Below are 25,218 nucleotides of genomic sequence, written 5' to 3'. Positions count from 1 at the left end.
ATCGCATACCAGGTTACACGGCGAAGACTTTACGGTGCCCCTTGTTCGTGGGATTGAGCGGCAACCGAAAGCCGTTGCAAGGACTTGGAGCATTTTGCAGTCGGTGGAATCACCTGACGTCGCACAAATGGGGCGAAAACAAACAGATAGAGCGGTGGCGCGAACGCATGTGAGCGCATCTCGCGCTAAAGCAGGATAAACATGGCACGCAGGCGCGCAGTCGATTTCGAGGAAAAGCAGCGGAGCATTCTGGAGAGTGCCGCCGCGGTCTTCGCCGAGATGGGGATGGAAAAAGCCTCGATGGCGCAGATCGCAGCCCACAGCAACGTGTCCAAGGCCCTGCTCTATCACTATTACCCGAGCAAGGACGCGCTGATCTTCGACATCATCCGCACGCACCTGGCCGAGCTCGACGCCGCCATCGAAGCCGCCGACCGGCCCGATCTCGCGCCGGAGATACGGCTGCGCGTGCTCGTGCGCCAGGTCCTCGAAAACTATCGCGATGCCGACAACCAGCACAAAGTGCAGTTGAACGGCACCAGCGCGCTGTCACCCGAGCAGATGGCCGAGATCCACGCCATCGAGCGGCGGATCGTCAAGCGCTTCTCCGCCGTGATCGGCGACATCAATCCGGACCTCAACACGGGCCGCCCGCTCCTGATGCCGGTGACCATGTCGCTCTTCGGCATGATGAACTGGGTCTATATGTGGTTCCGCCCCGACGGCCCGATCAGCCGCGACGAATACGCCGACCTCGCCACGACGCTGGTCCTCGACGGCGTGAAGGCTGTGCGGTGAGCGTTGGCCCTCGGGCAGAGGGATATCAACACGACTCGCGTCGCATCCCTACTCCCCCGCACTCTCCACGTCCCGCCCGGTCTCCGCCACCGTCTTCAGCCGATGTGCGAATTCCCGCCTTAGCGTGCGGCGGAGTTCCGCCGCCTGGTGGCGGCGTTTGTCGGCCGGCGTCTCGGGATGGAATTCCGGCACCGCCACCGGACGGCCGGCATCGTCGACGGCGACCATGGTGAAATAGCAGGAATTGGTGTGCCGCCTCGTGCCGGCGCGGATGTTTTCCGCCTCCACGCGGATGCCGACCTCCATAGAGGTCCGGCCGGCGTAATTGATCGAGGCGCGGAAGGTCACCAGTTCGCCGACATGGATCGGTTCCTTGAAGATCACCTGGTCGACGGAGAGCGTCACCGCATATTGCTTGGAAAAGCGCGAGGCGCAGGAAAACGCCACCCGGTCGAGCAGGTTCAGAAGCGCGCCGCCATGCACCTTGCCGCTGAAATTCGCCATGTCCGGCGTCATCAGCACGGTCATCTCCAGCCGCCGCGTCTCCTCGTCCGTCATCTTGCTAACCCTTCGTCTTGGCCACCATCGTCAATACATCATATTGCGCCACGGTTGCGCCAGTCTGATTGGTCACGCGGCAATCCCAGCGGACTTCCCCGTGCTCGGCGTTGGCCCGCGGGTTGATCTCCTTGCAGGTGAGCCGGACCTGCAGCGTGTCGCCGGGATAGACCGGCGTCAGGAAGCGCAGCTTGTCGACGCCGTAGTTCGCCAAGACCGGACCCGGGGCGGGATCGACGAAGAGGCCGGCGGCGAAGGAGAGGATCAGGTAGCCGTGGGCGACGCGTCCGTCGAAGAACGGGTTGGCGCGCGCCGCCGCCTCGTCCATGTGGGCGTAGAAGGTGTCGCCGGTGAAGCCCGCGAAATGCTCGATGTCCTCCAGCGTCACCGTGCGGGTCGCCGTGACGAGCTGGTCGCCGACGCGAAGCTCGGCGAGCGATTTGCGGAAGGGATGTTCGTCGTCGGCGCGCGCCGGGGCGCCATCGACCCAGCGGCCGGTGATCGCCGAGAGGAGGGCCGGCGCGCCCTGGATGGCGGTGCGCTGCATGTAATGCTTGACGCCGCGCATGCCGCCGAGCTCCTCACCGCCGCCGGCCCGGCCGGGGCCGCCATGGACGAGGCCCGGCAGCGGTGAGCCGTGCCCGGTCGAGGATTTGGCGCTCGAGCGGTTGCCGATCAGCACGCGCCCGTGGAAAGGCGCCACGCCGAGGACGAGCTCCTGCGCAAGGCCGGGATCATTGGTGAAGACGGAGGTGACGAGGCTGCCCTTGCCGCGCCGGACGAGCGCCACCGCCTCTTCCGCCGTGTCATAGGGCATGACGGTGCTGACCGGACCGAAGGCCTCGACATCGTGCACCGCGCGCCCGGCCTCCGGCTTGCCGCAATAGAGAAGGACGGGATTGAGGAAGGCGCCCGCCTCCGCGTCGCCGGAAACGACCTCTGCCCTCTCCGGCTCTCCGACGACGATCTCCGCTTCGGCGCCGAGATCGCGGATGCGCGCCCGGACTTCCTCCCGTTGGCCAAGGCTTGCGAGCGGCCCCATCCGCACGTTCTCGTCCGCCGGGTTGCCGAGGGCGACCTTGCCGAGCCGCTCGCCGAGCGCGGCGACGAGCGCGTCGCAATGGGCGCGCGGCGCGATCACCCGGCGGATGGCGGTGCATTTCTGCCCGGCCTTCGCCGTCATCTCGCGGGCGACCTCCTTGACGAAAAGGTCGAATTCCTCCGTCCCGGGGGCCGCGTCGAGCCCGAGCACGGCGGCATTGAGGCTGTCGGCCTCCATGGTGAAGCGAACGGAATTCCCGACGATCGCCGGGTGGGTCTTCAGCTTGCGCCCGGTCGGGGCCGAGCCGGTGAAGGTCACCACGTCCTGGCCGTCGACATGGTCGAGGAGGTCGCCGACGGAGCCGCAGACGAGCTGCACGGCGCCTTCCGGCAAAAGTCCCGTCTCGACCATGCGCCGCACCATGAGTTCGGTCAGATAGGCGGTCTGGCTCGCCGGCTTGACGATCGCGGGCATCCCGGCAAGCAGGGTCGGCGCCAGCTTTTCGAGCATGCCCCAGCAGGGGAAGTTGAAGGCGTTGATGTGGATTGCCACGCCCTCAAGCGGCGTCAGGATGTGCTGGGCCGAGAAGGTTTCGTCGCGCGACAGCGCCTCGACGTCGCCGTCGACGAGCACGCGGGCATTCGGCAGTTCCCGCCGCCCCTTGGAGGCATAGGAGAAGAGCGTGCCGATGCCGCCTTCGATGTCGATCCAGCTATCGGTCCGGGTGGCACCGGTAGCGGTCGAGAGCGCATAGAACTCTTCCTTGCGCTCCATCAAGGCCTGCGCCAGCGCCTTCAGCATGACCGCGCGTTCATGGAACGACATGCGCCGCAGGGCCGGGCCGGCCTTCTCCCGGCCGTAGGCGAGCGCGGCGGCGAAGTCGATGCCGCTCGCATCGATCAGTGCCACCGGCGCGCCGGTCGAGGCGTCGAGCAGGGCGGCCCCTTCCTTCGTCCCCCTCGTCCAGACGCCGCCGACATAACTCTCGAGCCGGCGGGGACGGTTTGCCACTATGTTCATCGGGTCTTCCTTCCGTCAGTTCAGGGTCAATGCGGCAAGCTCGGCATCGACGGCCGCCTGCCATTCGGCAAGCAGCGCCTCGTTGGGCGTATGGCGAAGGCCGAGGCGGGCGAGCTTCTCGTAGCGGGCGGAGCCCGCAAGACCGAAGCTCGAGGCGACCCGCGGCCGCCAATAGGCGATCGCTTCCCGCGCTGCCCGCCGCCCTTCCTCCGTCCCGGCAATGCGCTTCAGCCCCTCGAGGCCGAGCCCGGCATGATGCGCCTCGCGCGGCAGGATCGCCCGGAACACCTCGGCGAGCGGCTGATAGGAGACGCGCGCCAGCTCGCCGAGCTGGATGACCACGGCCCTGCCCATGAGCGCATTCATTGCGACCGCATCGATCCAGCCCTCAAGCGGGTAGTGCAGAACCGAGAGGCGCATGTCGCCGCCGCGGCGCTCCGCGGCGATATCGGCATCGCGGGGAAGTCGCGCCGACCAGGGGTGATGGACCGCATAGCGGGCCGTATCGGCGCCGAAGCTGCCCATGATCTCGAGCACCCGGCCGGCGTGGTCGGCCTTCTCCAGCACGATCCGCGCCGCGGCGATGCGCTCCTTGATGCCCGGCGCTTCGTTGATGACATCGGCGAAACCCGCCGAGCCGGCAAGCTCGCTGTCGACGAAGCTCGCCATCAGCCGCAACAATTCGCCGCGATAGCGCGGCGGCACATTGTCCGGCGAGGTCAGCATGCCGCCCTGGGCGAGATAGTCCTCGATCGGCATGGTTTCGGGCGTATCGGACGTTTCATCGGGCATGGTTTCCTCCCGCCCCTCGCCGCTCATTGGTCGTAGCTGACGACGATGCGGTCGCTCAGCGGATAGGATTGGCAGGTGAGCACATAGCCCTGCCGTACCTCGTAGTCCTCGAGCGCGTGGTTCGTCTCCATCTCCACCTCGCCCTCGATCACCCTGGCGCGGCAGGTGGAGCAGACCCCGGCCTTGCAGGCAAAGGGCGCGTCCATCCTGTTTTCGAGCGCGGCCTCGAGCAGGCTCTGTCCCGCTTTCGGAAAGGTGAAGCTGCGCGCGGTGCCGTCGAGCGTCACGATCGCCTCGCAGGTCGCGTGGCGATCCGCGCTTTCGCTGACGACCTTGCGGCGGGCGCGGCCGGGCTGCGAGGAGGCGAAGAGCTCGAATTTGATCTGCTCGTCACGAAGACCATGTTTGCGCAGCGCCGCGGCGACCGCGAGCATCATCGGTTCCGGCCCGCAGATGAAGGCGGTATCGACCGATTTCACGTCGATCCAGCCGCGGAACAGCGCCTCGCACTTCTCCACGTCGATGCGCCCGGTGAAAAGATCGATGTCCTGCGCTTCGCTCTCGAGGATATGCAGGACCGACAGCCGGCCGAGATAGAGATTCTTGAGATCGTCGAGCTCCTCGCGGAACATGATCGAGCAGACATGGCGATTGCCATAGACCAGCGTGAACTGGGACCGCGGCTCGCGCGAAAGCGTCGTCTTGATGACCGACAGCACCGGCGTGATGCCGCTGCCGCCGGCGAAGGCGAGATAGTGCTTGGCGACGGCCGGCTCGAGCGGGGTGAAGAAGGCGCCCGTCGGCGGCATCGCCTCCAGCGTGTCGCCGGGCTGAAGCGCCTCGTTCGCCCAGGTGGAGAAGCAGCCGCCGTCGACGCGCTTGATGCCGACGCGCAGCACGCCTTCGTCGAGCCCGGCGCAGATCGAATAGGACCGGCGCAGTTCCTCACCGTCGAACATCCGGCGGAAGGTCAGATACTGACCCTGGGTGAAGCGGAACGTGGAGCGGTCGTCCTCGCGCGGCTGAAGCGTCACGACCACGGCATCGCGCGTTTCGCGCCGGACTTCGGTGACTTGAAGGGGGTGGAACCGTGCCATTTAAGCGGGCCTCACTCGCGGCATCCCGTCAGATGCACTTGAAATAATCGAAGGGTTCGAGACAGTCGGAACAGCGATAGCTCGCCTTGCAGGGGGTCGAACCGAACTGGCTGACCTTCTCGGTGCGGGTGGAGCCGCAGCGTGGACAGGCGACCGTCAGGTTCGCGCGGCCCGTGAGGCGATCGATCCGCTTCGAGAGCCTGCCATCGGCGGCCGTGCCGTCGACCGGCGGCGCGATGCCATAGGCCTTGAGCTTTTCGCGGCCCTCGGCGCTGATCCAGTCGCTGGTCCAGGCGGGCGAAAGCCGGCGCTCCAGTCTGAGCTTTTCGATCCCCTTCCCGTTCAGCGCCCGCTCGATATCGAGGTTGATGGCGCTCGTGGCGGGACAGCCGGAATAGGTCGGCGTCACCGACACGACCAGCGTCTCGCCCTCCCAGGCGACGTCGCGGAGGATGCCGAGATCGACGACCGAGAGAGCCGGGATCTCCGGATCGGGCACTTCCGCAAGCCAGCGCCAGATATCCTTGACCGAGGGCCGTGTGAGCGTCGCCATCGCCGTCTCCTACCACGTGGCGCCCGGATAGGCGCGCTGCAGGAACTGCATATCCGCGAGGATATAGCCGAGGTGCTCGGTGTGGATGCCGCGCTTGCCGCCCTTCTGCATGTAACCTTCGGCCGGCTCCTTGAGCGTCGCTTCGGAAAGCGTTTCGCCAACCAATGCGTCCCATTCCGTCTTCAAGCCCGCCGGCTCCGGCGCCACGCCCGCGGCGGCAAGGACGGCATCGGACGCCTCGTTCATGAACATCTCGCCGGTATAGGGCCAAAGGTCATCGAGCGCGCCTTGCATGCGCCCATGGCTTTCCGCCGTTCCGTCGCCAAGGCGGATCACCAGGTCGCGGCTGCGTTCGAGATGGTAGGAAACCTCCTTCGACGCCTTCCCGGCGATCTCGGCGATGCGCGTATCGGAGGAGAGGCGAAGCGCGTTCAGAAAGAGGTGATGCCAGGCGTCGAAGAGGAACTGCCGCATCAGCGTCTTGCCGAAATCGCCGTTCGGGCGTTCGTTGAGCAGGAGGTTACGGAACTCGCAGGCGTCCCGGAGAAAGGCCAGATCGTCGGCGCTGCGGCCCTTGCCCTCGACCGCGCCGGCAAGCCCGAGCCAGAGCTGCGTCTGGCCGATGAGGTCGAGCGCGGTATTGGCAAGCGCGATGTCCTCCTCGAGCGCCGGGGCATGGCCGCACCATTCAGACAGGCGATGGCCGAGAATGAGCGTGTTGTCGCCCATGCGGAGCAGGAACTCGAAAAGTGCGGTCGGGTCGACGGCCGCGTCGGCCACGGTTGCCTCAGCCATCACATATGCCCCACTTCATCGGGAATGTCGAAGAAGGTCGGGTGGCGGTAGACCTTCGCGTTGGACGGCTCGAACAGCGGTCCCTTCTCGGAAGGCGAGCTTGCCGCTATGTCGCTCGAACGCACCACCCAGATCGAGACGCCCTCGTTGCGACGGGTGTAGACGTCGCGGGCATTGTTGATCGCCATCTCGGCGTCCGGCGCGTGCAGGCTGCCGACATGGCGATGATTGAGGCCGTGCTGGCCGCGGATGAAGACCTCCCAAAGGGGCCATTCGCTGGACATGCTTCTCTCCCGATCTCTATTCCGCCGCGGCCTCATTGCCGGCGCGGCGGGCGGCCTGCTTTTCGGCATAGGCGGTCAGGCCGTCGCGGAACCAGGCGCCATCCGCCCAGGCCTTCCGGCGCGCCCCGAGGCGTTCTGCATTGCAGGGGCCGTTGCCGGCGAGTACCTCGAAGAACTCGTTCCAGTCCGGCTCGCCGAAGTCATAACCGCCCTTCTCCTCGTTCCACTCGAGCTTCGGATCCGGGATCGTCAAGCCGAGATATTCGGCCTGCGGCACCGTCTGGTCGACGAACTTCTGGCGGAGCTCGTCATTTGAGTTCTGCTTGATCTTCCAGGCCATGGACTGGGCCGAATGCACCGAGGCGTCGTCGGAGGGGCCGAACATCATCAGGGACGGCCACCACCAGCGGTTCAGCGCGTCCTGCACCATCGCCTTCTGGGCGGGCGTTCCCTTCACCATCTTCATCAGGATGTCGAAGCCTTGGCGCTGGTGGAAGCTCTCCTCCTTGCAGATGCGGATCATCGCGCGCGAATAGGGGCCGTAGGAACAGCGCTGCAGCGGCACCTGATTCATGATCGCCGCGCCGTCGACCAGCCAGCCGATCGCGCCGATGTCAGCCCAGGTGAGCGTCGGGTAGTTGAAGATCGACGAATACTTCGCCTTTCCGGAATGAAGCTGCTCATACATCTCGTCGCGGCTGATCCCGAGCGTCTCGGCCGCGCAGTAGAGATAGAGGCCGTGGCCCGCTTCATCCTGCACCTTGGCAAGCAGGATCGCCTTGCGCTCGAGCGTCGGCGCACGGGTGATCCAATTGCCCTCGGGCAACTGCCCGACGATCTCGGAATGGGCATGCTGGCTGATCTGGCGGATGAGCGTCTTGCGGTAGCCTTCCGGCATCCATTCCTTCGGCTCGATCTTCTGGCCCTGATCGATGCGCTCCTGGAAGCTGCGCTCCTGAGGGTCCATCTCGTCGAGCGTCTTGACGCGCGGCGCGTCCGTTTTCACCATTTGCGCATACATGGCTCTCCTCCGTCAGACGCACTCGGGAATGATGGCGATGCTTGGCCGGCGCCGATACGCATCTTGAACGGAGCATAGCCGCCGCCCCGACGATGAAGCTGATAGGTGGCGGTCGTCACCGGCCTGCGCCCGGCTTCGGCGCTTTCGAGCACCCTCTGCCGCGGGCGCCGGAGCGATGCCCGTGATGCGTGGCTCAACGCTCGCGGCTGTCGCTCTGTCGCCTCGTTCCGCGATCGCCTTCTCGCCGGCGATCGACAGCGCAGCGGCGACGCCGAAATCCTCACCCGCATTCTCGGCCGCTTCCGGCAGGGAATCAACATCGAACGCCCGCGCAGGGGCGAAGGCGAGGCCATCGACCCGGACGGATGGGAGCACGCCCCCATAGCGGCCGATGGGCGTGCGCACCGCATCGCAGATGAAGGCGTCGGACATGGCGCTCCTCCCGATCCGGCGGCTTGTCCCATTTGATTAACCGACCGATCGGTTTATTATTTAGCACCAAGCGCGGCAGAGTTCAACCACCTCTCCCACGCCTCGAAGCTCACACCGGCACCGCAGTCGAATATTTCACGCTCTTCAGGGCGAAATGGGACGACGAATTCGCGACCGCCTCGTGGGTGAGAATGCCGCGCATGAGCAGTCGCTCGTAGTCGGCGACATCGGCGACGACGACGCGCAGCAGATAATCCCAGTCGCCGGACATGGAATAGCATTCGAGGACCTCCTCGTGGTCTTCCACGAACCGCTCGAAATTGCGGCGGGCGACGGGGTCGTGGGATTTCATCCGCACCTGGCAGACGACGGTCAGCCCGCGTCCGACCATCTGCGGATTGACGAGCCTGACCGTCTTGCCGACGACGCCTGCCGTCTCCAGCGCCTTGATCCGCCGCCAGCAGGACGCCGGCGAGGCGCCGACCGCCTCCGCCAGCGCCGCATGACTGATGTCGGCCTGCTCCTGGAGGATTCTCAGAATCTTTCGGTCGATCGCGTCGAGATTGAATGCATTCATCACAATTCTTCCAAAAGCGAAACGGATTGATCAATCACTAGCGAAAATGATGCAAGATTGAAACCGTTTTGCGGATAGGGCGCGCTACTCTTCAAGGACGGGAGAGGAAGAGGAGGAGTCTCTGCGATGGCACATGCCGCACTGAAACCGGACCGGCGGAACGCACCGGACGAGAGCATCGACTGGAAGCGGGTCGTCCGTCTCATGCTGATCTCCCGTGCGCTCGACGAGATGGAGGAAAAGCGCCTCGTTCCGGAAAAGAAGGTGCTCTACCAGTTCTCCGCCCGCGGCCACGACATGGCGCAGATCCTGCTTGGGCTGAACCTCACCGAAAAGCACGATGCCGCCTGCGGCTACTATCGTTCGCGCCCGCTCCTGCTCGCGCTTGGCGTCGATCCCGCCGATGCGCTCGGTTCCGCCATGGCGCGCGCCGGCGGATATTCCGACGGCCGCGATATCGGCGTCGTCTTCAACTATCCCAATCTGAACGGTCCTTCGGCGCTGCCGATGTGCGGCGGCGTCGGCTCCCAATACACGCCGACGGCCGGCTGGGCGCAGGCGATCACCTATTTCAGCAAGCATCTCAACGACAGGGATTATGATCGCGCCATCGCCGTCGTGCTCGGCGGCGACGGCTCGGTCGCCTCCAACGGCTTCTGGTCGGCCCTGACGGTCGCCACCACGCAAAGACTGCCGATGCTCTTCTATATCGAAGACAACGGCTTCGGCATCTCCGTCCCCTCGACCTTCCAGACCCCCGGCGGCGATATCGCCGCCAATCTTGCCGCCTGGAAGAACCTGACCGTGCTGGACGGCGACGGCTCGGATCCGGATGAGGCCGCCAGGCTGACCAGGGGCGCGGTCGAACTGGTGCGCGAAGAACGGCTGCCCGTCCTCCTGCGGGTGAAGGTGCCGCGCCTCGAAGGACACAGCTTCCAGGACACGCAGACCTACAAGAGCGAGGAACTCGTCCGCAGCGAATGGGCACGCGATCCCTTGCCGCGGCTCAAGGACTATCTCGTGCCCGCGGTCTTGAGCGACGACGACTGGGAGGAAGCCTGCGAGGCAGCGAAGGCGGCGGCCGAACGGGCGCGCATCGACGCGGAATCCCGGCCGGTCGCGGATCCTGCAACCGTGACCAGCAACGTCTTCTTCGAAGGCCGCATGCAGACCATGGGCGGCCAGTACCCCGCCGGTTACCGGCCACCCGAGACGACCGAGACGGCGACGGGCGACGGCCAGAGGATCAACATGGTGACGGCGATCCGCCGCACGCTCGACCACGAAATGTCGATCAACGAGCGGGTCGTGCTCTTCGGCGAGGACATCGGCCCGAAAGGCGGCGTTCATGCCGTGACGCTCGGGCTGCAGGAGAAATACGGCACGACCCGCGTCTTCGACACCTCGCTGTCGGAGGAAGGCATCGTCGGCCGCGCGGTCGGCATGGCGCTGGCGGGCCTCGTGCCCGTTCCGGAGATCCAGTTCCGCAAATATGCCGAACCCGCAAGCGAGCAGATCAACGATTGCGGCACGGTGCGCTGGCGGACAAACAACCGCTTCGCCGCGCCGCTCGTGCTGCGCATGCCCGGCGGCTTCTTCAAATGCGGCGACCCGTGGCACAGCCAGACCAACGAGGTCGCCTTCGTCCATCAGCCGGGTTGGAAGGTCGCCGTTCCGTCCAATGCCGAGGATGCCGTCGGCCTCCTGCGCGCGGCGCTTCGCGGCAACGACCCGGTGATCTTCTTCGAGCACCGCGCCATGCTCGACCACCCCTGGGCGCGGCGCCCCTATCCGGGAGACGCCTTCGCCCTTCCCTTCGGCAAGGCAAGGTTCATTCGCCAGGGCGGCGACATCACCATCGTCACCTGGGGCGCCATGGTGCCCCGCTGCGAGGAGGCGGCCGAGGGGATTTCCGCCGACGTCATCGACCTCAGAACCCTGATGCCGTGGGATCGCGATGCGGTCCTTTCCTCCGTCCGCCGTACCCGCCGGTGCCTGATCGTTCACGAGGATCTGGGCACGGCAGGCTTCGGCGCCGAAATCGCCGCGGCGGTCGCGGACGAGGCCTTCATCGATCTCGATGCCCCGGTTTCGCGTCTCACCATGCCCGATATTCCGAGCCCCCATAATCCCGTTCTGCTCGACTGGGCGGTCCCCTCCACGGAGCGGATCCGCCAGAAGATCACCGCACTCCTGGAGTATTGAGCATGGCCGACCTGATCGACATTACCGCTCCCCTGGAGCAGGAGGGGACGAAGGCGGTCGTGCGCAACTGGCTGAAGAAGATCGGCGAGACCGTGCAGGAGGGCGATGCGATCGTCGAGCTCGAAACCGACAAGGTGACGCAGGAAGTGGCCTCTCCCGCCGACGGCGTTCTCCTGGAAATCCTGATGGAGAACGGCGACGACGCGACGCCCGGTGCCGTTCTCGGCCGGCTCGGCAGCGACACGGCCGCAAGCGACCAACCGGCCGCGCCGGCGCCGGCTGCTTCACATGCCGTGCATTATTCGCCAGCCGTGCGCCATGCGGCCGAGGAATACGGCATCGACCCCGCGACCATTACCGGCAGCGGACGGGACGGACGCGTCACACGCGCCGACATGGATCGGGCCTTCGCCGGGAGCGGAGGTAGGGCCGAGCGTGCCACGCCGGCCCATGAGCGGATGGCCGCACCTCGGCCAGGTCTTGTGCCGCCCGCCGATGCGGGCGCGGCGCTTGCCTCCCGACGGGTTCCGCATAGCGGCATGCGCGCGGCAATTGCCGCCCACATGCTGCAGTCCGTCACGACCGCCCCGCACGTGACCGCGGTCTTCGAGGCCGATTTCTCGGCCATCATGCGCCACCGGGCGGCGCACAAGGAAGGGTTTGCGGCAGACGGCATCAATCTCTCCTATACCGCATACATCGTCTCGGCCTGCGTTTCGGCAATGCGGGCGGTTCCCGAAGTCAACAGCCGCTGGCACGAGGATGCGCTCGAAATCTTCGAGGATATCAATATCGGCGTCGGCACCGCTCTCGGCGACCAGGGCCTGATCGTGCCGGTCATCCGCCGGGCGCAGGACCTCTCGCTCGCAGAGATTGCGGCGAGGCTGCAGGATCTGACGACGCGCGCTAGGGAAAACGCTCTGACCGGCGCCGACGTCAGGGGCGGCACCTTCACCATCTCCAACCATGGCATCTCCGGATCGCTGCTCGCCGCGCCGATCATCATCAACCAGCCGCAATCGGCGATCCTCGGCGTCGGCAAGGTCGAAAAGCGCGTCGTCGTCCGCGAGGTCGACGGCGTCGACACCATCCAGGTCCGGCCGATGGCCTATGTGTCGCTCACCATCGACCACCGCTCCCTCGACGGCCACCAGACGAACGCCTGGCTCACGCATTTCGTCGAGGTGCTCGAAAACTGGCCGCAATAGGGCAGGCTGGATCGGGTGAGCCAAGGAGGTCAGGATCGTCTTCTCGTTCGCGTGCCGGAGGGAATTGCGATGTCATCGACCGAGTTTCATCTTGTGACGAAATGGGCCATCGACGCCTCGGTTGAGGATGTCTGGCAAGTGCTGAGTACGCCCGAGACCTGGCCCGGCTGGTGGCCTTCGGTGAAGGAGGTTACTCTTCTGCGCAAAGGCGACGAGATGGGCATCGGTGCCGTCCGTCGGATGACATGGTCCACCGCCCTGCCCTATGACCTCGCCTTCGAAATGGAAACGACCAGGATAGAACCGCAATCCCTCATCGAGGGAAGAGCTTACGGCGAGCTCGAAGGTGTCGGTCGGTGGACGTTGCAATCCAAGGGTTTGAAATGCGACGTGCGCTATGACTGGATCGTCAAGGTCACGAAGCCTTGGATGGTGAGGCTGTCATTCATCCTGAAGCCGGTCTTCAGTTGGAACCATTCGGTTGTCATGGAGCGCGGCCGGCGAGGTCTCGTGCATCACCTTGCCCGCGACTCCGAAAAGAAGAACCCCGGAACCTGAGGTTCCGGGGCCATCCGGTCGCCTGACCGGGAGAAAGAATCAGGCGGCCTGTACCTTCTTCGAGACCCGGGCCCATTCCGGGATCCAGTCGCGATGGGCGACGAGCAGGTCGTCGACGAGCGACCATATCTGGTCGAGGTCGAGCTCGGCGGCCGTGTGCGGGTCCATCATCGCGGCGTGATAGAGGTGGTCGCGGTTCTCGGTGACGAGCGCCTGCACCGTCAGTTCCTGCACGTTGATGTTGGTGCGGATGAGGGCGGTGAGCTGCGGGGGCAGCGCGCCGACATAGGTCGGCTGGATACCGGAAGCGTCGACGAGGCACGGCACTTCCGCGGCGCAGTTTTCCGGCAGCGAGGTGATGCAGCCGTTGTTCCTAAGGTTGCCGTAGATCACCGACGGCTCGCCGGTCCAGACCGAGTTCATGATCGAGGAGGCGTATTCGTGGCTCTCGGCCACCTCGATCGTCTCGGCCTCCTTGAAGGCCGCCGCCTGGCCCTTCCAGCGTTCGATCTGCTCGATGCAGCGCTTCGGATATTCGTCGAGCGGAATGCCGAATTTCTCGATCAGGTCCGGACGGCCGTCCTTGATGAAATAGGGCGTGTATTCGGCGAAATGCTCCGAGCTTTCGGTGACGAAATAGCCGAGCCGCGTCAGCATCTCGTAGCGCACCTTGTTCGGGCAGCGCGGGTTCCAGTGGCTGGGCTTCGGGAAGCGCCCTTCGCGATAGCCGCGGATCAAGTCCGGATAGAGGTCGCGATAGCTGCCGTCCTTCTGCCGATGCTCGAACTTGAGGTAGAAGGCCATGTGGTTGATGCCGGCGGCCCGGTAGCGGATTTCTTCGAGCGGGATCTCGAGGTCGCGAGCGAGCTCGAAGGCCGTGCCCTGAACGGAGTGGCAGAGGCCGACCTGCCTGATCGTCGGGTATTTCTCGGCGATCGCCCAGGTGTTGATCGCCATCGGGTTGACGTACTGCAGGAGGATCGCCTCCGGGCAGACGGCAAGCATGTCCTCGCAGATCTTCCAGAGGTGCGGCACGGTGCGAAGCCCGCGCATGATGCCGCCGACACCGAGCGTGTCGGCGATCGTCTGCCGCAGGCCATAGTTCTTCGGCACCTCGAAGTCGGTGACGGTGCAAGGCTCGTAGCCGCCGATCTGGAAGGCGACGACGACGAAATCGGCCCCTTCGAGCGCTTTCAGCTGGTTCGAATAGGTCTCGACCTTCGCCTTGACGCCAAGCGTGCGCACCAGCTTGCCGGCGACGATCTCGCTTTCGGCGAGCCGCTCGGGGTTCAGGTCCATCAGCGCGATGGTCGCGGCCGAAAGCGCCGGCCGCTGTAAGACGTCGCCGATGATGTTCTTCATGAAGACGGTCGAGCCGGCGCCGATGAAGGTGATCTTGGGTTCTCTGGTCATGGAAAGCCTCTGTTCTTGAAGGTCACGCGGCCACTTCGAACGCGGCTCTGACGAGCCGCTCCGTATAGGCAGTCTTGGGATTGGAAAGGATGTCGTTCACCGGACCCTCCTCGACGATCTTGCCGTGCTGCATCACAACCACGCGGTGGCAGAGTGCGCGCACGACCTTCAGGTCGTGGGAGATGAAGAGGTAGCTCAAGCCCCGCTCGTCCTGCAGCCTGCGCAGGAGCTCGATGATCTGGGCCTGCACTGAGAGATCGAGCGCCGAGGTCGGCTCGTCGAGCAGGATGAATTCCGGCTCGAGCGCAATGGCGCGGGCGATCGCGATGCGCTGGCGCTGGCCGCCGGAGAACTCGTGCGGGAAGCGCGACAGGATATTGGCCGGCATGCCGGCGCTGATGAGCGCATCCTGGACCCGCTTGAGCCTGTCCCTGCGGTTCTCGCCGATGCCGTTGACGATCAGCCCCTCCTCGATGATCTGGCCGACCGACATGCGCGGATTGAGCGAGGAGAAAGGATCCTGGAAGACGATCTGGATCTTCGAGCGCAGCGGCCGCATGCCCTTGCGGTCCTTGCCGTGGATCGGCTCGCCGTCGAAATAGATCTCGCCGCCGTCGGTGTTGATCAGCCGGATCAGCGCCTGGCCGAAGGTGGTCTTGCCGGAGCCGGATTCGCCGACGAGGCCGAGCGTCTCGTGGCGGCGCAGATTGAGGCTGAGGCTGTCGACCGCGACCAGTTCTTTGAGCTCCGGCTTGAAGAAACCGCCCTTCTTCAGCATGAAGGAGACCCTAACGTTGCGACCGTCGAGCACGATCGGCGCGTTGTCCGGGAGCGGATTGGCCCTGCCCGACGGCTCGGAGGCGAGCAGCCGGCGCGTATAGGCGTGCTGCGGGCTGGCGAAGAGCGCTTCCGTGGTGTTGTGCTCCTTCACCTCGCCGAGCTGCATCACATAGACGTAGTCGGAGAATTGCCTGACCACCGTCAGGTCGTGGGTGATCAGGATCACCGCCATGCCGAGCTCCTGCTGCAGCTTGCGGATCAGGTTGAGGATCTGCGCCTGCACGGTGACGTCGAGCGCCGTCGTCGGCTCGTCGGCGATCAGCACGTCCGGATCGTTGGCGAGCGCCATGGCGATCATCACGCGCTGGCGCTGGCCGCCGGAAAGCTGGTGCGGATATTGGTTGAGGCGGGCCTCCGGGTCCGGGATCTGCACGTGGCGCAGGAGTTCGAGCGCCCGCTCGGCGGCGGCCCGGCGGCTCACGCGGCGGTGCGCCCGGATCGCCTCGATGATCTGGCTGCCGATCGTATAGACCGGGTTCAGCGAGCTCATCGGCTCCTGGAAGATCATCGAGATACGATCGCCGCGCAGCGCCCGGCGCTCGCGCTTCGAGAATTTCAGGACGTCCCTGCCGTCATATTCGATGCGCGAATGCGACGCGATCGTGGCGCGCTTGGAAAGCAGCCCCATGACGGTGCGGGCCGTCACCGACTTGCCCGAACCGGACTCGCCGACGATCGCGATCGTCTCGCCGCGATAGAGCTGGAAGGAGACGTCCTTCACCGCCTCGACGGTGCCGTTCTCGACCTTGAAGGTCACGGCCACCTTGCGGGCATCGATGACCGGCCGCGTGTCCTTGGTTTCGCGGTCGCGCCGTTCTTCCGGTGCCGCGACAATGGTTTCGACTGTTGCCATCGGCGTGCTCCTCAATAGGGATCGATTGCGTCGCGCAGGCCGTCGCCGAGCGCATTGAAGGCGAAGACGGTGACGAGCACGAAGGCGACGGGCGTGAGAATCCAGGGATAGGATCCGATCGCCGAATAATTCGAGGTATCCTGCAGCATCAGCCCCCAGGAAATGAGCGGCGGCTTGACCGCAAAACCGAGGAAGCCGAGGAAGGATTCGAGCAGCACCACCTGCGGGATCGCCAGCGTGACGGCGACGATGACGTGGCTCATCACATTCGGGAAAATGTGCTGGAAGATGATGCGCCGGTCGGTGGCGCCGATGGCAATTGCCGCCCGCACATAATCGATCCGCGCCAGCGCCAGCGTCTTGCCGCGCACCTCCCGCGACATCTGTGCCCAGCCGAGCGCCGACATCACGATGATGACGAAGGCGAGAAAGACGTTGGTCGGCGCCGTCACCGGGATCAGCGAGGCGAGCGCCAGATAGAGCGGCAATTGCGGGAAGGCGAGCACCAGTTCGACGAAGCGCTGCACCCAGGCATCGAAGCGCCCGCCGAAATAACCCGAAACCATGCCGACGGTCGTGCCGACCGCGGTGACGATGGAGACCACCACGAGGGCGATCATCAGCGAGATGCGCGAGCCGTAGAGGATGCGGGAAAGGACGTCGCGGCCGAACTTGTCGGTGCCGAGCAGATGCACCGGCGTTCCGTCGACGGCGCCGAACAGATGGCGCTCGGCCGGGATCAGCCCGAAGAGCCGGTAGGGCGCGCCCTTGACGAAGAAGCCGAGGATCTGCGGATTGTCATAATCGGGGCCGATGACTGGCTGGAAGGTGATCGGGTCGAGCTCTTCCCCCTCCCGCAGCGGATAGCTCCTCGGCGGGAAGACGAAATTGCCCTCCTTGTCGCTGAAGCTGATCGCCTGCGGCGGCGCGAAGGCAACGCCTGTTGCCTTCGGATCGACGGGCGAAAGGAAATCCGCAAGGATCGCCATCAGGATCAGCAGGCCGACGAGGATCAGGCCAAGCAGGCCGGTCCACGAACGCTTCAGGCGTCGCCAGACGAGGGCGGTATAGCTCTCGTGATGATGTTTTTCTTCCGGCTGCATGGTAACCGGCACGGTGCCGTTGACTTCGATGGTCATGGTCAGGCCCCTCCTCCCATGCGCACGCGCGGATCGAGCGCGGCGAGCAGCATGTCGGCGATGATGTTGCCGACGATCAGCGTTGCCGAGAGAACCAGCATGAACGTGGCGGTCACGTAGACATCGCCTACCCACATGGAGCCGACGATCGCCGGCCCGACGGTCGGCAGCGCGAAGATGATCGCCGTCTCGATCTCGCCGGTCAGCATGTAGGGAAGCACGACGCCCTGGTACATGACGAGCGGGTGCAGCGCGTTCGGGACGGCGTGGCGCAGCACGACGGCGCCCTCGCTCAGGCCCTTGGCGCGCGCCGTCTCGACATATTGGGCGTTAAGCGTGTCGAGCAGGTTGCCGCGCATGACGCGCATGTTGTAGGCGAGCCCGCCGAAGGTGGCGATCGCCACGACCGGCCAGACATGCTTCACCAGGTCGACGAATTTGTCGAAGGACCAGGGTGCACCGCCATAGCGGGCGGAATGGAAGCTGTTGATCTCGCTCACATTGAAGTGGAAAACGAGGATATAGACGATGATCAGCGCCATCAGGAAGCGCGGCACCGTCATGCCGAGGAAGGAGACGGTCGAAAGCAGGCTGTCGACCCAGGAATATTGCCGCGTCGCCGCCAGAATGCCGAAGCCGATGCCGATCACGGAGGCGAGGATGTGGCAGACGAGCGCCAGTGCCAGCGTGCGCGGCAGGCGTTCGCCGACGACGTCGGCAACCGGCTTGTTGTAATAGAGGCTGTGGCCGAAATCGCCGCGCGTGACGATGCCGGTGATCCAGTCGACGTATTGGACCGGCAGCGGCTTGTCGAGGCCGTGTTCCTTGCGATAGGCCTGCGCCTGCGCGTCAGCCTCCTCGAAGGATGCCCCGCCCTGGTTGATGAGCTGGGAGCGGATATAGTCGCTATAGTCGCCGGGCGGAGCCTGGATGATGGCAAAGGTCACCACGCTCAGCACGAAGAGCACCGGTATGGCAGAGGCGACGCGGACAAGCAGAAACCTGAACATGGCCGTTTCCTTCTGTCGTTTTCCGTGGACGATGCGGCAACTGCCGGCACTCGCCCTCGGAGTGAAATGGCTGTCGCCTCCCGGCCCGCGGCCTGGAACCGGGAGGCGCGGTTCAGTTTCAGTTGATCGGGCCCGCCTCGCCCGGCTTGCCGGGGAGCTGATCCGCATAGAGCTCGTAGTCGCCCTGCTTGTCGGCCGCCACGAAGACCCGCTCGCGGATGATCGTGTCCTCCGCCCAGTTGAACATGAAGATCGGCGCGCCCGGAGGAATGTTCGAGAAGCGCTTGTTGATGATCAGCGCGCCCGGATATTCGGTGAGACCGACCGTGTCGACATTCTCCGTCGAGACCTTCTGGAACTGCTTCATCAGTTCCGCCCGCTCTTCGTTATCCTGGCTGGCGATGAACTTGTTGACGAGATCGACGAGTTCCTTCTCGTGCGGCAGGAGGTCGACCTCACCGCTCTCCGGCGCCCGGTGATGCCAGCTGGTACGCGGACCGGTGGGGGCAAGCTGCGTCGTGTTCTGCACGACAGAGGTCAGCTCCTGGTCGTTGCGGCGGATGAGCCAGTCGAACTTGCCGGCATATTGCGTCGCATCGCGCTTGGTGCCGTCGACGGCGTTCAGGACCACCTTGAGGCCGAGATGTTCCATCTGGCCGATCAGGCCTTCCGCGAGGTTGCGGTCGGTGCCGTAGTCGGAATTGACGAGCATCACGATCTGCACGTCGGCGCCGCCGGCGGTCCCTTCCGGGAAGTTGACGATGCCGTTGCCGTCGGTGTCCTTGAGGCCCACCTTTTCGAGGAGCGCCTTGGCGCCTTCGAGGTCGTAGGGATAGTAGATCGTCGAGTTCCGATCATAGAAGCTGGTGCCGGAGGAGAGCCCGCCCGGATAGATCGCCGTGAACGGGCCCTTCACCAGCGCTTCGCCAAGCTTCTTGCGATCGACCGCCATGGTGACGGCCTTGCGGAAGTCGAGATTGCGGTTGAGCTCGCGCACCGCCTGGGCCCGCTCGTCCGGCTCTCCCCAGCCGTTCGCCGAATAGTTCATGCGCAGATTGTAGCCGATGACGCGCGGGCCGAAGGCGAGCCGCGCCGGGGCCGCTTCATTGGCTGCCCGCTTCAGCGACTCCACGAAGTTCTCGGGCTGCTCGAGGTTGGAGAAATCGCCCGATCCGGCGATCGCCTGCACGTCGCGGTCGGCCCAGGTCGAGAGCTTGTAATGGACTTCGTTCAGATAGGGGAGCTGGTTGCCGGCCTCGTCGACCTTCCAGTAATAGGGATTGCGGCGCAGCACGATGATGTCGTCCGGCCGGTATGCTACCGGCACCCAGGCGCCCATCACCGGAATGTTCATGTATTCCGGCGGGAAGCCGTTCTTGTACTGGTCGTAAGTCGTGCCGGCGTATTTCGGATGCTTGGTCTTCAGGATATGCGACGGGCCGGGGCAGAAGGTGCCATAGGCCATGGCATAGAGATGCTGGCGCGGGAAGGCCTCCTTGAAGGTCCACTCGACCGTATACTGGTCGACCTTCTTGAGCGTCGTCCCCTCGCCGAAGGTCTCGGGCGTCGCGCCATTCAGCGGCGAGACGTTCGGATCGACGACATTGTCGTCCCAGTAGAACATCACGTCGTCGGCATCGAAGGGGTCGCCGTCCGACCATTTCGCACCCTCGATCAGGTGCATGGTCAGCTTGTGGCCGTCCTCGGACCACTCCCAGCTCCGGGCGAGGTTCGGCAGCGGCTCGACGTCGCTGGCCTCGACCTGGTAGAGCGGCGCGGTGCGCGTCAGGCATTCCGACATGCCGATGTCGATGCCGCCCCAGCCCTGGGTCTGGCCGGCGCTGTAGTTCCAGCCCTCCGGCCGGCCGCCGATCACGTGGCGCATGACGTCGCCGTAGACGCCGGTGCCGTCCGGCATGTTGCCGGTCTTGAAGACCATCGGCTCCTTCGGCAGGCGCTCGGCGACCGGCGGCAGCTTGCCGGTCTTGACGAATTTCTCAGTGACCCATTCCGGCTCCTTGTATTCGGGAAGGGCCTTGAACTCGAGAATGGAATCGCGCGGCACATAGGTGATCTTGCCCTGCGCCGGCACGGGCGGCTGCTCGGGGACCACGGTCGGTTCGGACGCAAAGGCCTGCACGGCAAAGGCTGAAATGCCGATCAGCAGGCTGGCCGTTGTTTTCAGTCGATGGGTTTTCATTGTCTCAGGTTCTCCCTCCTGTTGTTCGCCACGCCGGGACGGGTGGCGCTCCTCCGTTGGCCAAGAGCACCCGCGTCTCCTCGCGCAGGTGTCATCGTGGCGTTTTTTCGATGCGGGCGGTCTGTTGCCGCAGATTATGCGTTTTCATCCGGGACTGCCCCTCGTCCGGCCTGCCGGCCACCTTCTCCGCGCAGGCGGGGCGAAGGGGATTCGCGGCGCCGCTCTGCCCAAGTCCCCTCTCCCCGCCTGCGGGGAGAGGGTTAGGGTGAGAGGCAATCTCAGGCCAAGCGGGTTGCAATCGTCACCGTAGTTTATGCCCACCGGCCTACCCCGCAGCGCGCAGCTTTGCCGCTTCCTTCTCGGCGCGGATCTCCTCGATCGAGCGCACCTCGCGCCGCGCGGCACCCTTCCAGTCGCGGGTCTTCACCGTCGCCTTCATCAGCCGCTCCTTCGCGGCGTCGAGCGCATGCGCATATTGCGGCAGCCATTCAGCCTGGGCCACCACCATCTCGTCGACCATCTGCCAGACCTCCTCCGGCGTGCAGATCGCGCCGACCAGCGGGTCGTGCAGCACCGCGAGCTTCAGGAGGTCGATATCGCCGGTGATCGCCGCATGGACCGACATGCGCTGGACGTTGATCGACGACAGGCAGGTGGCGGCACAGGCCTCGGGAAGCGTGATGCCGGACACCATGTTGATGCCGAAGCGGTCGACGAAGCCGGGCGACTCGATGATCGCGTCCGCAGGCAGGTTGGTGATGACGCCGTCGTTCTTGACGTTGAAGTGGCCGCGATAGACGCGTCCGGTCTCGAGCGCCTCGAGAATATGGCTCGCATGCTCGTTCGAGCGCTTGATCGTCTCGAGCGGTCTCGCCGCCTCTTCGAGGAAGCGCGGATATTCCGTCTCGAACCAGTTGCGGGTCTCGGTCGAGTAGCGCAGATATCCGCCGGTCTCGCCATGGATCCAGTCCGACATGTCGATCCATTTGGTGATCTCGTCCGGGCGCTTGCGGTACCAGGGCAGGTATTCGGAGAGATGGCCGTTGCTCTCCGTCGAATAGACGCCGAAGCGCTTCAGCACGTCGATCCTGAGCTTCTCCTGCTTGGAAAAGACCGGATGCCTCTCGAAGGCGGCGACGAGTTCGTCCTTGCCGATCCTGCGGCCGTTGAGCCGCACATCGATGAACCAGGTCTGGTGGTTGATGCCGGAGCAGATGTAATCGAGCTCGCCGTCCCTGGCGCCGAGGATCTCGGCGATCTGTTCGGCGCCGTGCTGGACGCCGTGGCAGAGGCCGACGGTGTCGACCTTGCCGTACTCGATCGCCGCCCAGGTGTTCATCGCCATCGGATTGGCATAGTTCAGGAACTTGGCGCCCGGCTCGGCCACTTCGCGGATGTCCTTGCAGAAGTCGAGGATCACCGGAATGTTGCGCTGGCCGTAGAGAATGCCGCCGGCGCAGATCGTGTCGCCGACGCATTGGTCGACGCCGTATTTCAGCGGAATGCGGATGTCGTCCGCATAGGCGTCGAGACCGCCTACCCGCACGCAGCTGATGATGTAGCGCGCGCCTTCGAGCGCCTTGCGACGATCGGTGGTTGCCGTCACGCGCGTCGGCAGCTTGTTCGCCTCGACGATCCGGTCGAGGATCGTCTTGATCATGCCGAGATTGTGCTCGCTCAAATCCGTCAAGGCGAACTCGACGTCCCTAAGCTCCGGCACCGACAGGATATCGGTGAAAAGCTTCTTGGTGAAACCGACGCTGCCAGCGCCGATAATGGCGATCTTGAAGCTGCTCATTTTCGTTTGATTCCTCCTCGCGAACGGCGATCTTCGCGCAATAAGGGTAAAATCAATTCATCGAATTGACGTTGCCACTCTTTGCGGACCTTCCCCGCTGAAAACCCTGATCTTACGCCGGCTGCCGTGGGCCCTTGCGTGTTCTGCGGCCATTATGTGTATAATCGGACGCACGACTAGAGAGGGATTGTGCTTTTATGGGTAATTCTGTGCTGCAGCAATTGATCGACCGCGGGCCGAGCATGCGGACCGTTTCGCTGCCGCGGGGAAGGCAGAGCCTGCACACGATGCCGACGAGCACCGGCTATGAGATCAGGACCGATGCGAACTACGACTGGGACGGGCGAAAGCGCGGCCAGACGCCGTTTACCGTGCTGCAGCACACGATCGGCGGCGCCGGCAATCTGCGTTACGAGAACCGCACCCACAGGCTGCGGCCGGGCGAAACGCTCTTGCTCCTCGTGCCCCACAACCACCGCTATTGGCTGGAGGAGGGCGGGCGCTGGGAATTCTTCTGGATATCCATGAACGGCGAGGAGGCGCTTAGAATCCACCGCGCCATTCTCGCCGTCACCGGCCCGGTCCTGAAGCTGCAGCCGGAGACGATCGAGCACCTCGCCGATTGCAGCCTGCGTCTCATCACCGGCGGGGAGACGCCGGGCCGCGCCTCGGCGATCGCCTACGAGGCGGCGATGGCGCTTTACGACGATGTCTTCGGCTCGCATCCGGTCTTAAGCGAAGAATACCGGAAGATGCAGCACGTCATCGATCACATACTTGCCAATCTCGACAAGGCGCTGCCGGTCGAGGAGCTTGCCCGGGTGTCGGGCATGAGTCGCGCCCATTTCTCGCGCGTCTTCGCCGCGAGCGAAGGCATGCCGCCCGCCGAGTTCGTGCTGCAGAAGCGGCTGCAGCGGGCGGTGAAGCTCCTCACCAAAGCCGCCGACCTGCCGGTCAAAGAGGTCGCGATCCTGTCCGGTTTCGAAGATCCGAACTATTTCGCAAAGGTCTTTCGCCGCGTCTTCGGCGCCAGCCCGACCGAATTCCGCACGACCGGCATGTATGCGAGTGTGCCGCCCAAGGCCGCGAGGATCGGCGAATCCGTGACCACGCTTGCTGCCGCTTGCGATTGAAAAAAGCGCGATAAAATTTTACTAAACGAGTGATACACTGCACGCGGCTGACAGGCGGGACTGAAAGAGAATGGTCACAATCAAGGAAATCGCAGCGGCTGTCGGCGTCTCGTCGGCGACCGTGTCGCGGGTCTTGAACTACGATCCGACACTGTCGATCTCGACAAGCAAGCGCCAGGCGATCATCGAGACGGCGGAGGCGCTCAACTACGCGACACCGCGCAACCGCGGCCGCGCTGCGGCACAGGGCCTTGGCGCCGGGCTGAAGATCGCGCTCGTCCATTTCCTCGTGCCGGCCCAGGAACTGGCCGACCCCTATTATGTCGGCGTGCGGCTCGGCATCGAAAGCCGCTGCCAGACGCTGAAGAGCGAGATCATCAAGGTCTTCCCGACCGGCAACGCTCCGGAAGCGGCGATGCTCGAGGGCGCGTCCGGCGTCGTCGCCGTTGGCCACTACTATGGCGAGGCGCTCGAATGGCTGCGCCGCCACAGCCGCCACCTCGTCTTTGCCGATTACGCGCCGGCCGGCGATGCGGACGACAGCGTCTTGAGCGACGTCGCGCTGGCAATGACGCGGCTCCTCGAAGCGGTTCATTCCATGGGCTACCGGCGGATCGGCTTCATCGGCTGGATCGATGCATTCCACGAGCCCGAGAACATCCATTCGGAGCGCCGCTGCCGCACCTATATCGAATGGATGACGAGTGCCGGGCTCTACGATCCGGATTTGTGCCTGGTCGAACGGATGACGCCCGACAGCGGCTACGCGCTGACAAGGGCAATGCTCGCAAGGCCCAATCCACCCGAGATCCTGATCACCTGCAACGACAACATGGCGCTCGGCGCCTACCGGGCGATCCACGAGCTGGGCCTCAGGATCCCCGAGGACGTCGCCGTGGCGAGCTTCAACGACATTCCGGTCGCGCAGTTTCTCGGACCGCCGCTTTCCACCGTCAAGATACCCGCGGAGCTGATCGGAGAAACGGCGGTCGATCTCTTGCTGGAACGTCTTTCCGGGCGGGAGGTATCCAAGAAGGTGGTTCTCGGCACCGAAATGATCTGGCGGGAAAGCACGCCGGCTGCGGCCGAAAAGAGAGACCCGGAAAAGCGGCTGGCCTAAAAATCCCAGGGCGAGATCAGGTCGAGGCCCGTCGTTGCGAAGTCCGCAAGGTTACGCGTGGCCAAGCGCCCCCCGTTCACCCGCGCAATAGCGGCGATCATTCCATCAGGCGCCGACATGGTGCGACCTTGCCGCGACGACGCACCCATGATCTCGCCATATGCCAAAGCAGCCTCCTCGGTCAGGCCGAATATCCGATCGGCGAAGCGTTGCCGCCACTCGGAGAGCCCTTGCTGCAGTCGCTCGGCCCTTTGATCCGGCATGATCTTTTCGATGCCGTAGGCGATTTCGGCAATCGTTACCGTCGGAAGCGCAAGCTCCGCATCGTGGCGCACGAGCCAGGCGACGACGGCTTCGGACGGAGTTTTGCGCAGGGTTTCCGAGACGACGTTGGTGTCTACGAAAATCAAAGTTCAGGACCCGTGTGGGCTTTGCGCCCTTCCCTGATGACCGCCTCGAGGTCGACATCGGCGCCGTAGCTCGCGGACAAGCGCGTATAAAAGGCCGCGGCTGGTTCTCGACCAGCTTCTCGCACCTCATACAATTCGAGAGCCCGCTCCACGATATCCGCAATCGAGCGGTTTTCGCGGCGTGCGAGCCGATGCGCGAGATCGCGAGCCTTGGCACTTCGGACAGAAAGTTGCGGGGCAGCCATTTCCATCTCCTTTGTCACCAATATAGGCCCTGTGGCTGCTGCCATCAAGATGGCAGCAGCCATCGAGCTGGCATGCCGGAACAGACCCAAGTAAAAATTTACTGAAAATATTGCCTC

At 64.6% G+C, this 25,218-nt stretch carries 24 protein-coding genes; 6 read left to right on the top strand and 18 right to left on the bottom strand.

The genetic code is table 11. From position 1 onward, the window contains the following. Positions 1-201 precede the first annotated feature (201 nt). A complete protein-coding gene (locus tag ATB98_RS25955; protein WP_066879002.1) occupies positions 202-798 on the top strand; it encodes a TetR/AcrR family transcriptional regulator in 597 nt (198 codons plus the stop codon). Positions 799-846: 48 nt separating this feature from the next. Here the strand turns inward: ATB98_RS25955 and ATB98_RS25950 are convergent, their stop codons facing one another. From ATB98_RS25950 to ATB98_RS25905, 10 genes are all read right to left on the bottom strand, one after another. Further along, positions 847-1,356, bottom strand: a complete 510-nt coding sequence (locus ATB98_RS25950; RefSeq protein WP_066879000.1) for an acyl-CoA thioesterase — start codon at positions 1,354-1,356, stop codon at positions 847-849. Positions 1,357-1,360: 4 nt separating this feature from the next. Continuing rightward, positions 1,361-3,418 (bottom strand): phenylacetic acid degradation bifunctional protein PaaZ, encoded by a 2,058-nt coding sequence (paaZ, locus tag ATB98_RS25945; protein ID WP_066878998.1) that lies wholly within the window; start codon positions 3,416-3,418, stop codon positions 1,361-1,363. Positions 3,419-3,433: 15 nt separating this feature from the next. Beyond that, complete coding sequence (locus tag ATB98_RS25940) at positions 3,434-4,210, bottom strand: Phenylacetic acid catabolic protein (RefSeq protein WP_066878996.1); 777 nt, start codon at positions 4,208-4,210, stop codon at positions 3,434-3,436. 23 nt (positions 4,211-4,233) lie between these two features. Further along, positions 4,234-5,307 carry a 1,2-phenylacetyl-CoA epoxidase subunit PaaE gene (gene paaE / locus ATB98_RS25935; RefSeq protein WP_066878994.1) on the bottom strand — a complete coding sequence of 358 codons (1,074 nt, stop codon included), beginning with the start codon at positions 5,305-5,307 and terminating at the stop codon, positions 4,234-4,236. 28 nt (positions 5,308-5,335) lie between these two features. Further along, entirely contained in the window at positions 5,336-5,860 is a 525-nt protein-coding gene (gene paaD, locus ATB98_RS25930; RefSeq protein ID WP_066878991.1) for a 1,2-phenylacetyl-CoA epoxidase subunit PaaD, read from the bottom strand. A gap of 9 nt (positions 5,861-5,869) precedes the next feature. After that, positions 5,870-6,655: a 1,2-phenylacetyl-CoA epoxidase subunit PaaC gene (gene paaC / locus ATB98_RS25925; protein WP_066878990.1), complete on the bottom strand. Its 786-nt coding sequence runs from the start codon at positions 6,653-6,655 to the stop codon at positions 5,870-5,872. Beyond that, a complete protein-coding gene (gene paaB, locus ATB98_RS25920; protein ID WP_066878988.1) occupies positions 6,655-6,939 on the bottom strand; it encodes a 1,2-phenylacetyl-CoA epoxidase subunit PaaB in 285 nt (94 codons plus the stop codon). Before paaB ends, paaC begins: the two co-directional genes overlap by 1 nt. A 16-nt stretch (positions 6,940-6,955) precedes the next feature. Next, complete coding sequence (gene paaA, locus ATB98_RS25915) at positions 6,956-7,960, bottom strand: 1,2-phenylacetyl-CoA epoxidase subunit PaaA (RefSeq protein ID WP_066878986.1); 1,005 nt, start codon at positions 7,958-7,960, stop codon at positions 6,956-6,958. A gap of 12 nt (positions 7,961-7,972) precedes the next feature. Continuing rightward, on the bottom strand, positions 7,973-8,392 hold the full coding sequence (locus ATB98_RS25910) for a hypothetical protein (protein WP_066878984.1): 420 nt from the start codon (positions 8,390-8,392) through the stop codon (positions 7,973-7,975). Positions 8,393-8,501: 109 nt separating this feature from the next. Then, complete coding sequence (locus tag ATB98_RS25905) at positions 8,502-8,969, bottom strand: Lrp/AsnC family transcriptional regulator (protein ID WP_066878982.1); 468 nt, start codon at positions 8,967-8,969, stop codon at positions 8,502-8,504. Between the two features lie 126 nt (positions 8,970-9,095). Between ATB98_RS25905 and ATB98_RS25900 the strand changes: the two genes are divergently transcribed. From ATB98_RS25900 to ATB98_RS25890, 3 genes are all read left to right on the top strand, one after another. Then, positions 9,096-11,174, top strand: a complete 2,079-nt coding sequence (locus tag ATB98_RS25900) for an alpha-ketoacid dehydrogenase subunit alpha/beta (protein WP_066878980.1) — start codon at positions 9,096-9,098, stop codon at positions 11,172-11,174. 2 nt (positions 11,175-11,176) lie between these two features. After that, a complete protein-coding gene (locus ATB98_RS25895; protein WP_066878977.1) occupies positions 11,177-12,382 on the top strand; it encodes a dihydrolipoamide acetyltransferase family protein in 1,206 nt (401 codons plus the stop codon). Positions 12,383-12,451: 69 nt separating this feature from the next. Beyond that, a complete protein-coding gene (locus ATB98_RS25890) occupies positions 12,452-12,940 on the top strand; it encodes an SRPBCC family protein (protein ID WP_066878975.1) in 489 nt (162 codons plus the stop codon). Positions 12,941-12,979: 39 nt separating this feature from the next. Here ATB98_RS25890 and melA (ATB98_RS25885) read toward each other — a convergent pair whose 3' ends face one another. From melA (ATB98_RS25885) to melA (ATB98_RS25860), 6 genes are all read right to left on the bottom strand, one after another. Next, positions 12,980-14,353, bottom strand: a complete 1,374-nt coding sequence (melA, locus tag ATB98_RS25885; RefSeq protein ID WP_066878973.1) for an alpha-glucosidase/alpha-galactosidase — start codon at positions 14,351-14,353, stop codon at positions 12,980-12,982. A 22-nt stretch (positions 14,354-14,375) separates the two neighbouring features. Beyond that, a complete protein-coding gene (locus ATB98_RS25880; protein ID WP_066878971.1) occupies positions 14,376-16,046 on the bottom strand; it encodes an ABC transporter ATP-binding protein in 1,671 nt (556 codons plus the stop codon). An 11-nt stretch (positions 16,047-16,057) separates the two neighbouring features. Continuing rightward, the gene (locus tag ATB98_RS25875) at positions 16,058-17,185 is read right to left on the bottom strand and encodes an ABC transporter permease (protein WP_066878969.1); all 1,128 of its coding nucleotides are present in this window, start codon (positions 17,183-17,185) and stop codon (positions 16,058-16,060) included. 2 nt (positions 17,186-17,187) lie between these two features. Then, positions 17,188-18,195 (bottom strand): ABC transporter permease, encoded by a 1,008-nt coding sequence (locus ATB98_RS25870; RefSeq protein ID WP_066878967.1) that lies wholly within the window; start codon positions 18,193-18,195, stop codon positions 17,188-17,190. Between the two features lie 118 nt (positions 18,196-18,313). After that, positions 18,314-20,395: an ABC transporter substrate-binding protein gene (locus ATB98_RS25865; protein WP_066878964.1), complete on the bottom strand. Its 2,082-nt coding sequence runs from the start codon at positions 20,393-20,395 to the stop codon at positions 18,314-18,316. 325 nt (positions 20,396-20,720) lie between these two features. Beyond that, positions 20,721-22,193: an alpha-glucosidase/alpha-galactosidase gene (gene melA, locus ATB98_RS25860; RefSeq protein ID WP_066878962.1), complete on the bottom strand. Its 1,473-nt coding sequence runs from the start codon at positions 22,191-22,193 to the stop codon at positions 20,721-20,723. A gap of 197 nt (positions 22,194-22,390) precedes the next feature. Here melA (ATB98_RS25860) and ATB98_RS25855 point away from each other — a divergent pair, with 197 nt between their 5' ends. Together ATB98_RS25855 and ATB98_RS25850 are read left to right on the top strand one after the other, a co-directional pair. Beyond that, positions 22,391-23,326, top strand: a complete 936-nt coding sequence (locus tag ATB98_RS25855; RefSeq protein ID WP_066878960.1) for an AraC family transcriptional regulator — start codon at positions 22,391-22,393, stop codon at positions 23,324-23,326. Positions 23,327-23,396: 70 nt separating this feature from the next. Continuing rightward, positions 23,397-24,446 carry a LacI family DNA-binding transcriptional regulator gene (locus ATB98_RS25850; RefSeq protein WP_066878957.1) on the top strand — a complete coding sequence of 350 codons (1,050 nt, stop codon included), beginning with the start codon at positions 23,397-23,399 and terminating at the stop codon, positions 24,444-24,446. On the opposite strand, the gene ATB98_RS25845 is transcribed toward ATB98_RS25850, so the two are convergent. Both ATB98_RS25845 and ATB98_RS25840 read right to left on the bottom strand, forming a co-directional pair. After that, on the bottom strand, positions 24,443-24,856 hold the full coding sequence (locus tag ATB98_RS25845) for a type II toxin-antitoxin system VapC family toxin (protein ID WP_066878955.1): 414 nt from the start codon (positions 24,854-24,856) through the stop codon (positions 24,443-24,445). The genes ATB98_RS25850 and ATB98_RS25845 overlap by 4 nt on opposite strands. Then, entirely contained in the window at positions 24,853-25,101 is a 249-nt protein-coding gene (locus ATB98_RS25840) for a plasmid stabilization protein (protein ID WP_066878953.1), read from the bottom strand. The genes ATB98_RS25845 and ATB98_RS25840 overlap by 4 nt, the downstream gene beginning before the upstream one ends. Between the last annotated feature and the right edge of the window lie 117 nt (positions 25,102-25,218).

This window comes from Sinorhizobium saheli, assembly GCF_001651875.1.
Taxonomy (GTDB): domain Bacteria; phylum Pseudomonadota; class Alphaproteobacteria; order Rhizobiales; family Rhizobiaceae; genus Sinorhizobium; species Sinorhizobium saheli.
The sequence above is the reverse complement of the archived record's forward strand: the minus strand, read 5'-3'. Positions and strand labels throughout refer to the sequence as shown.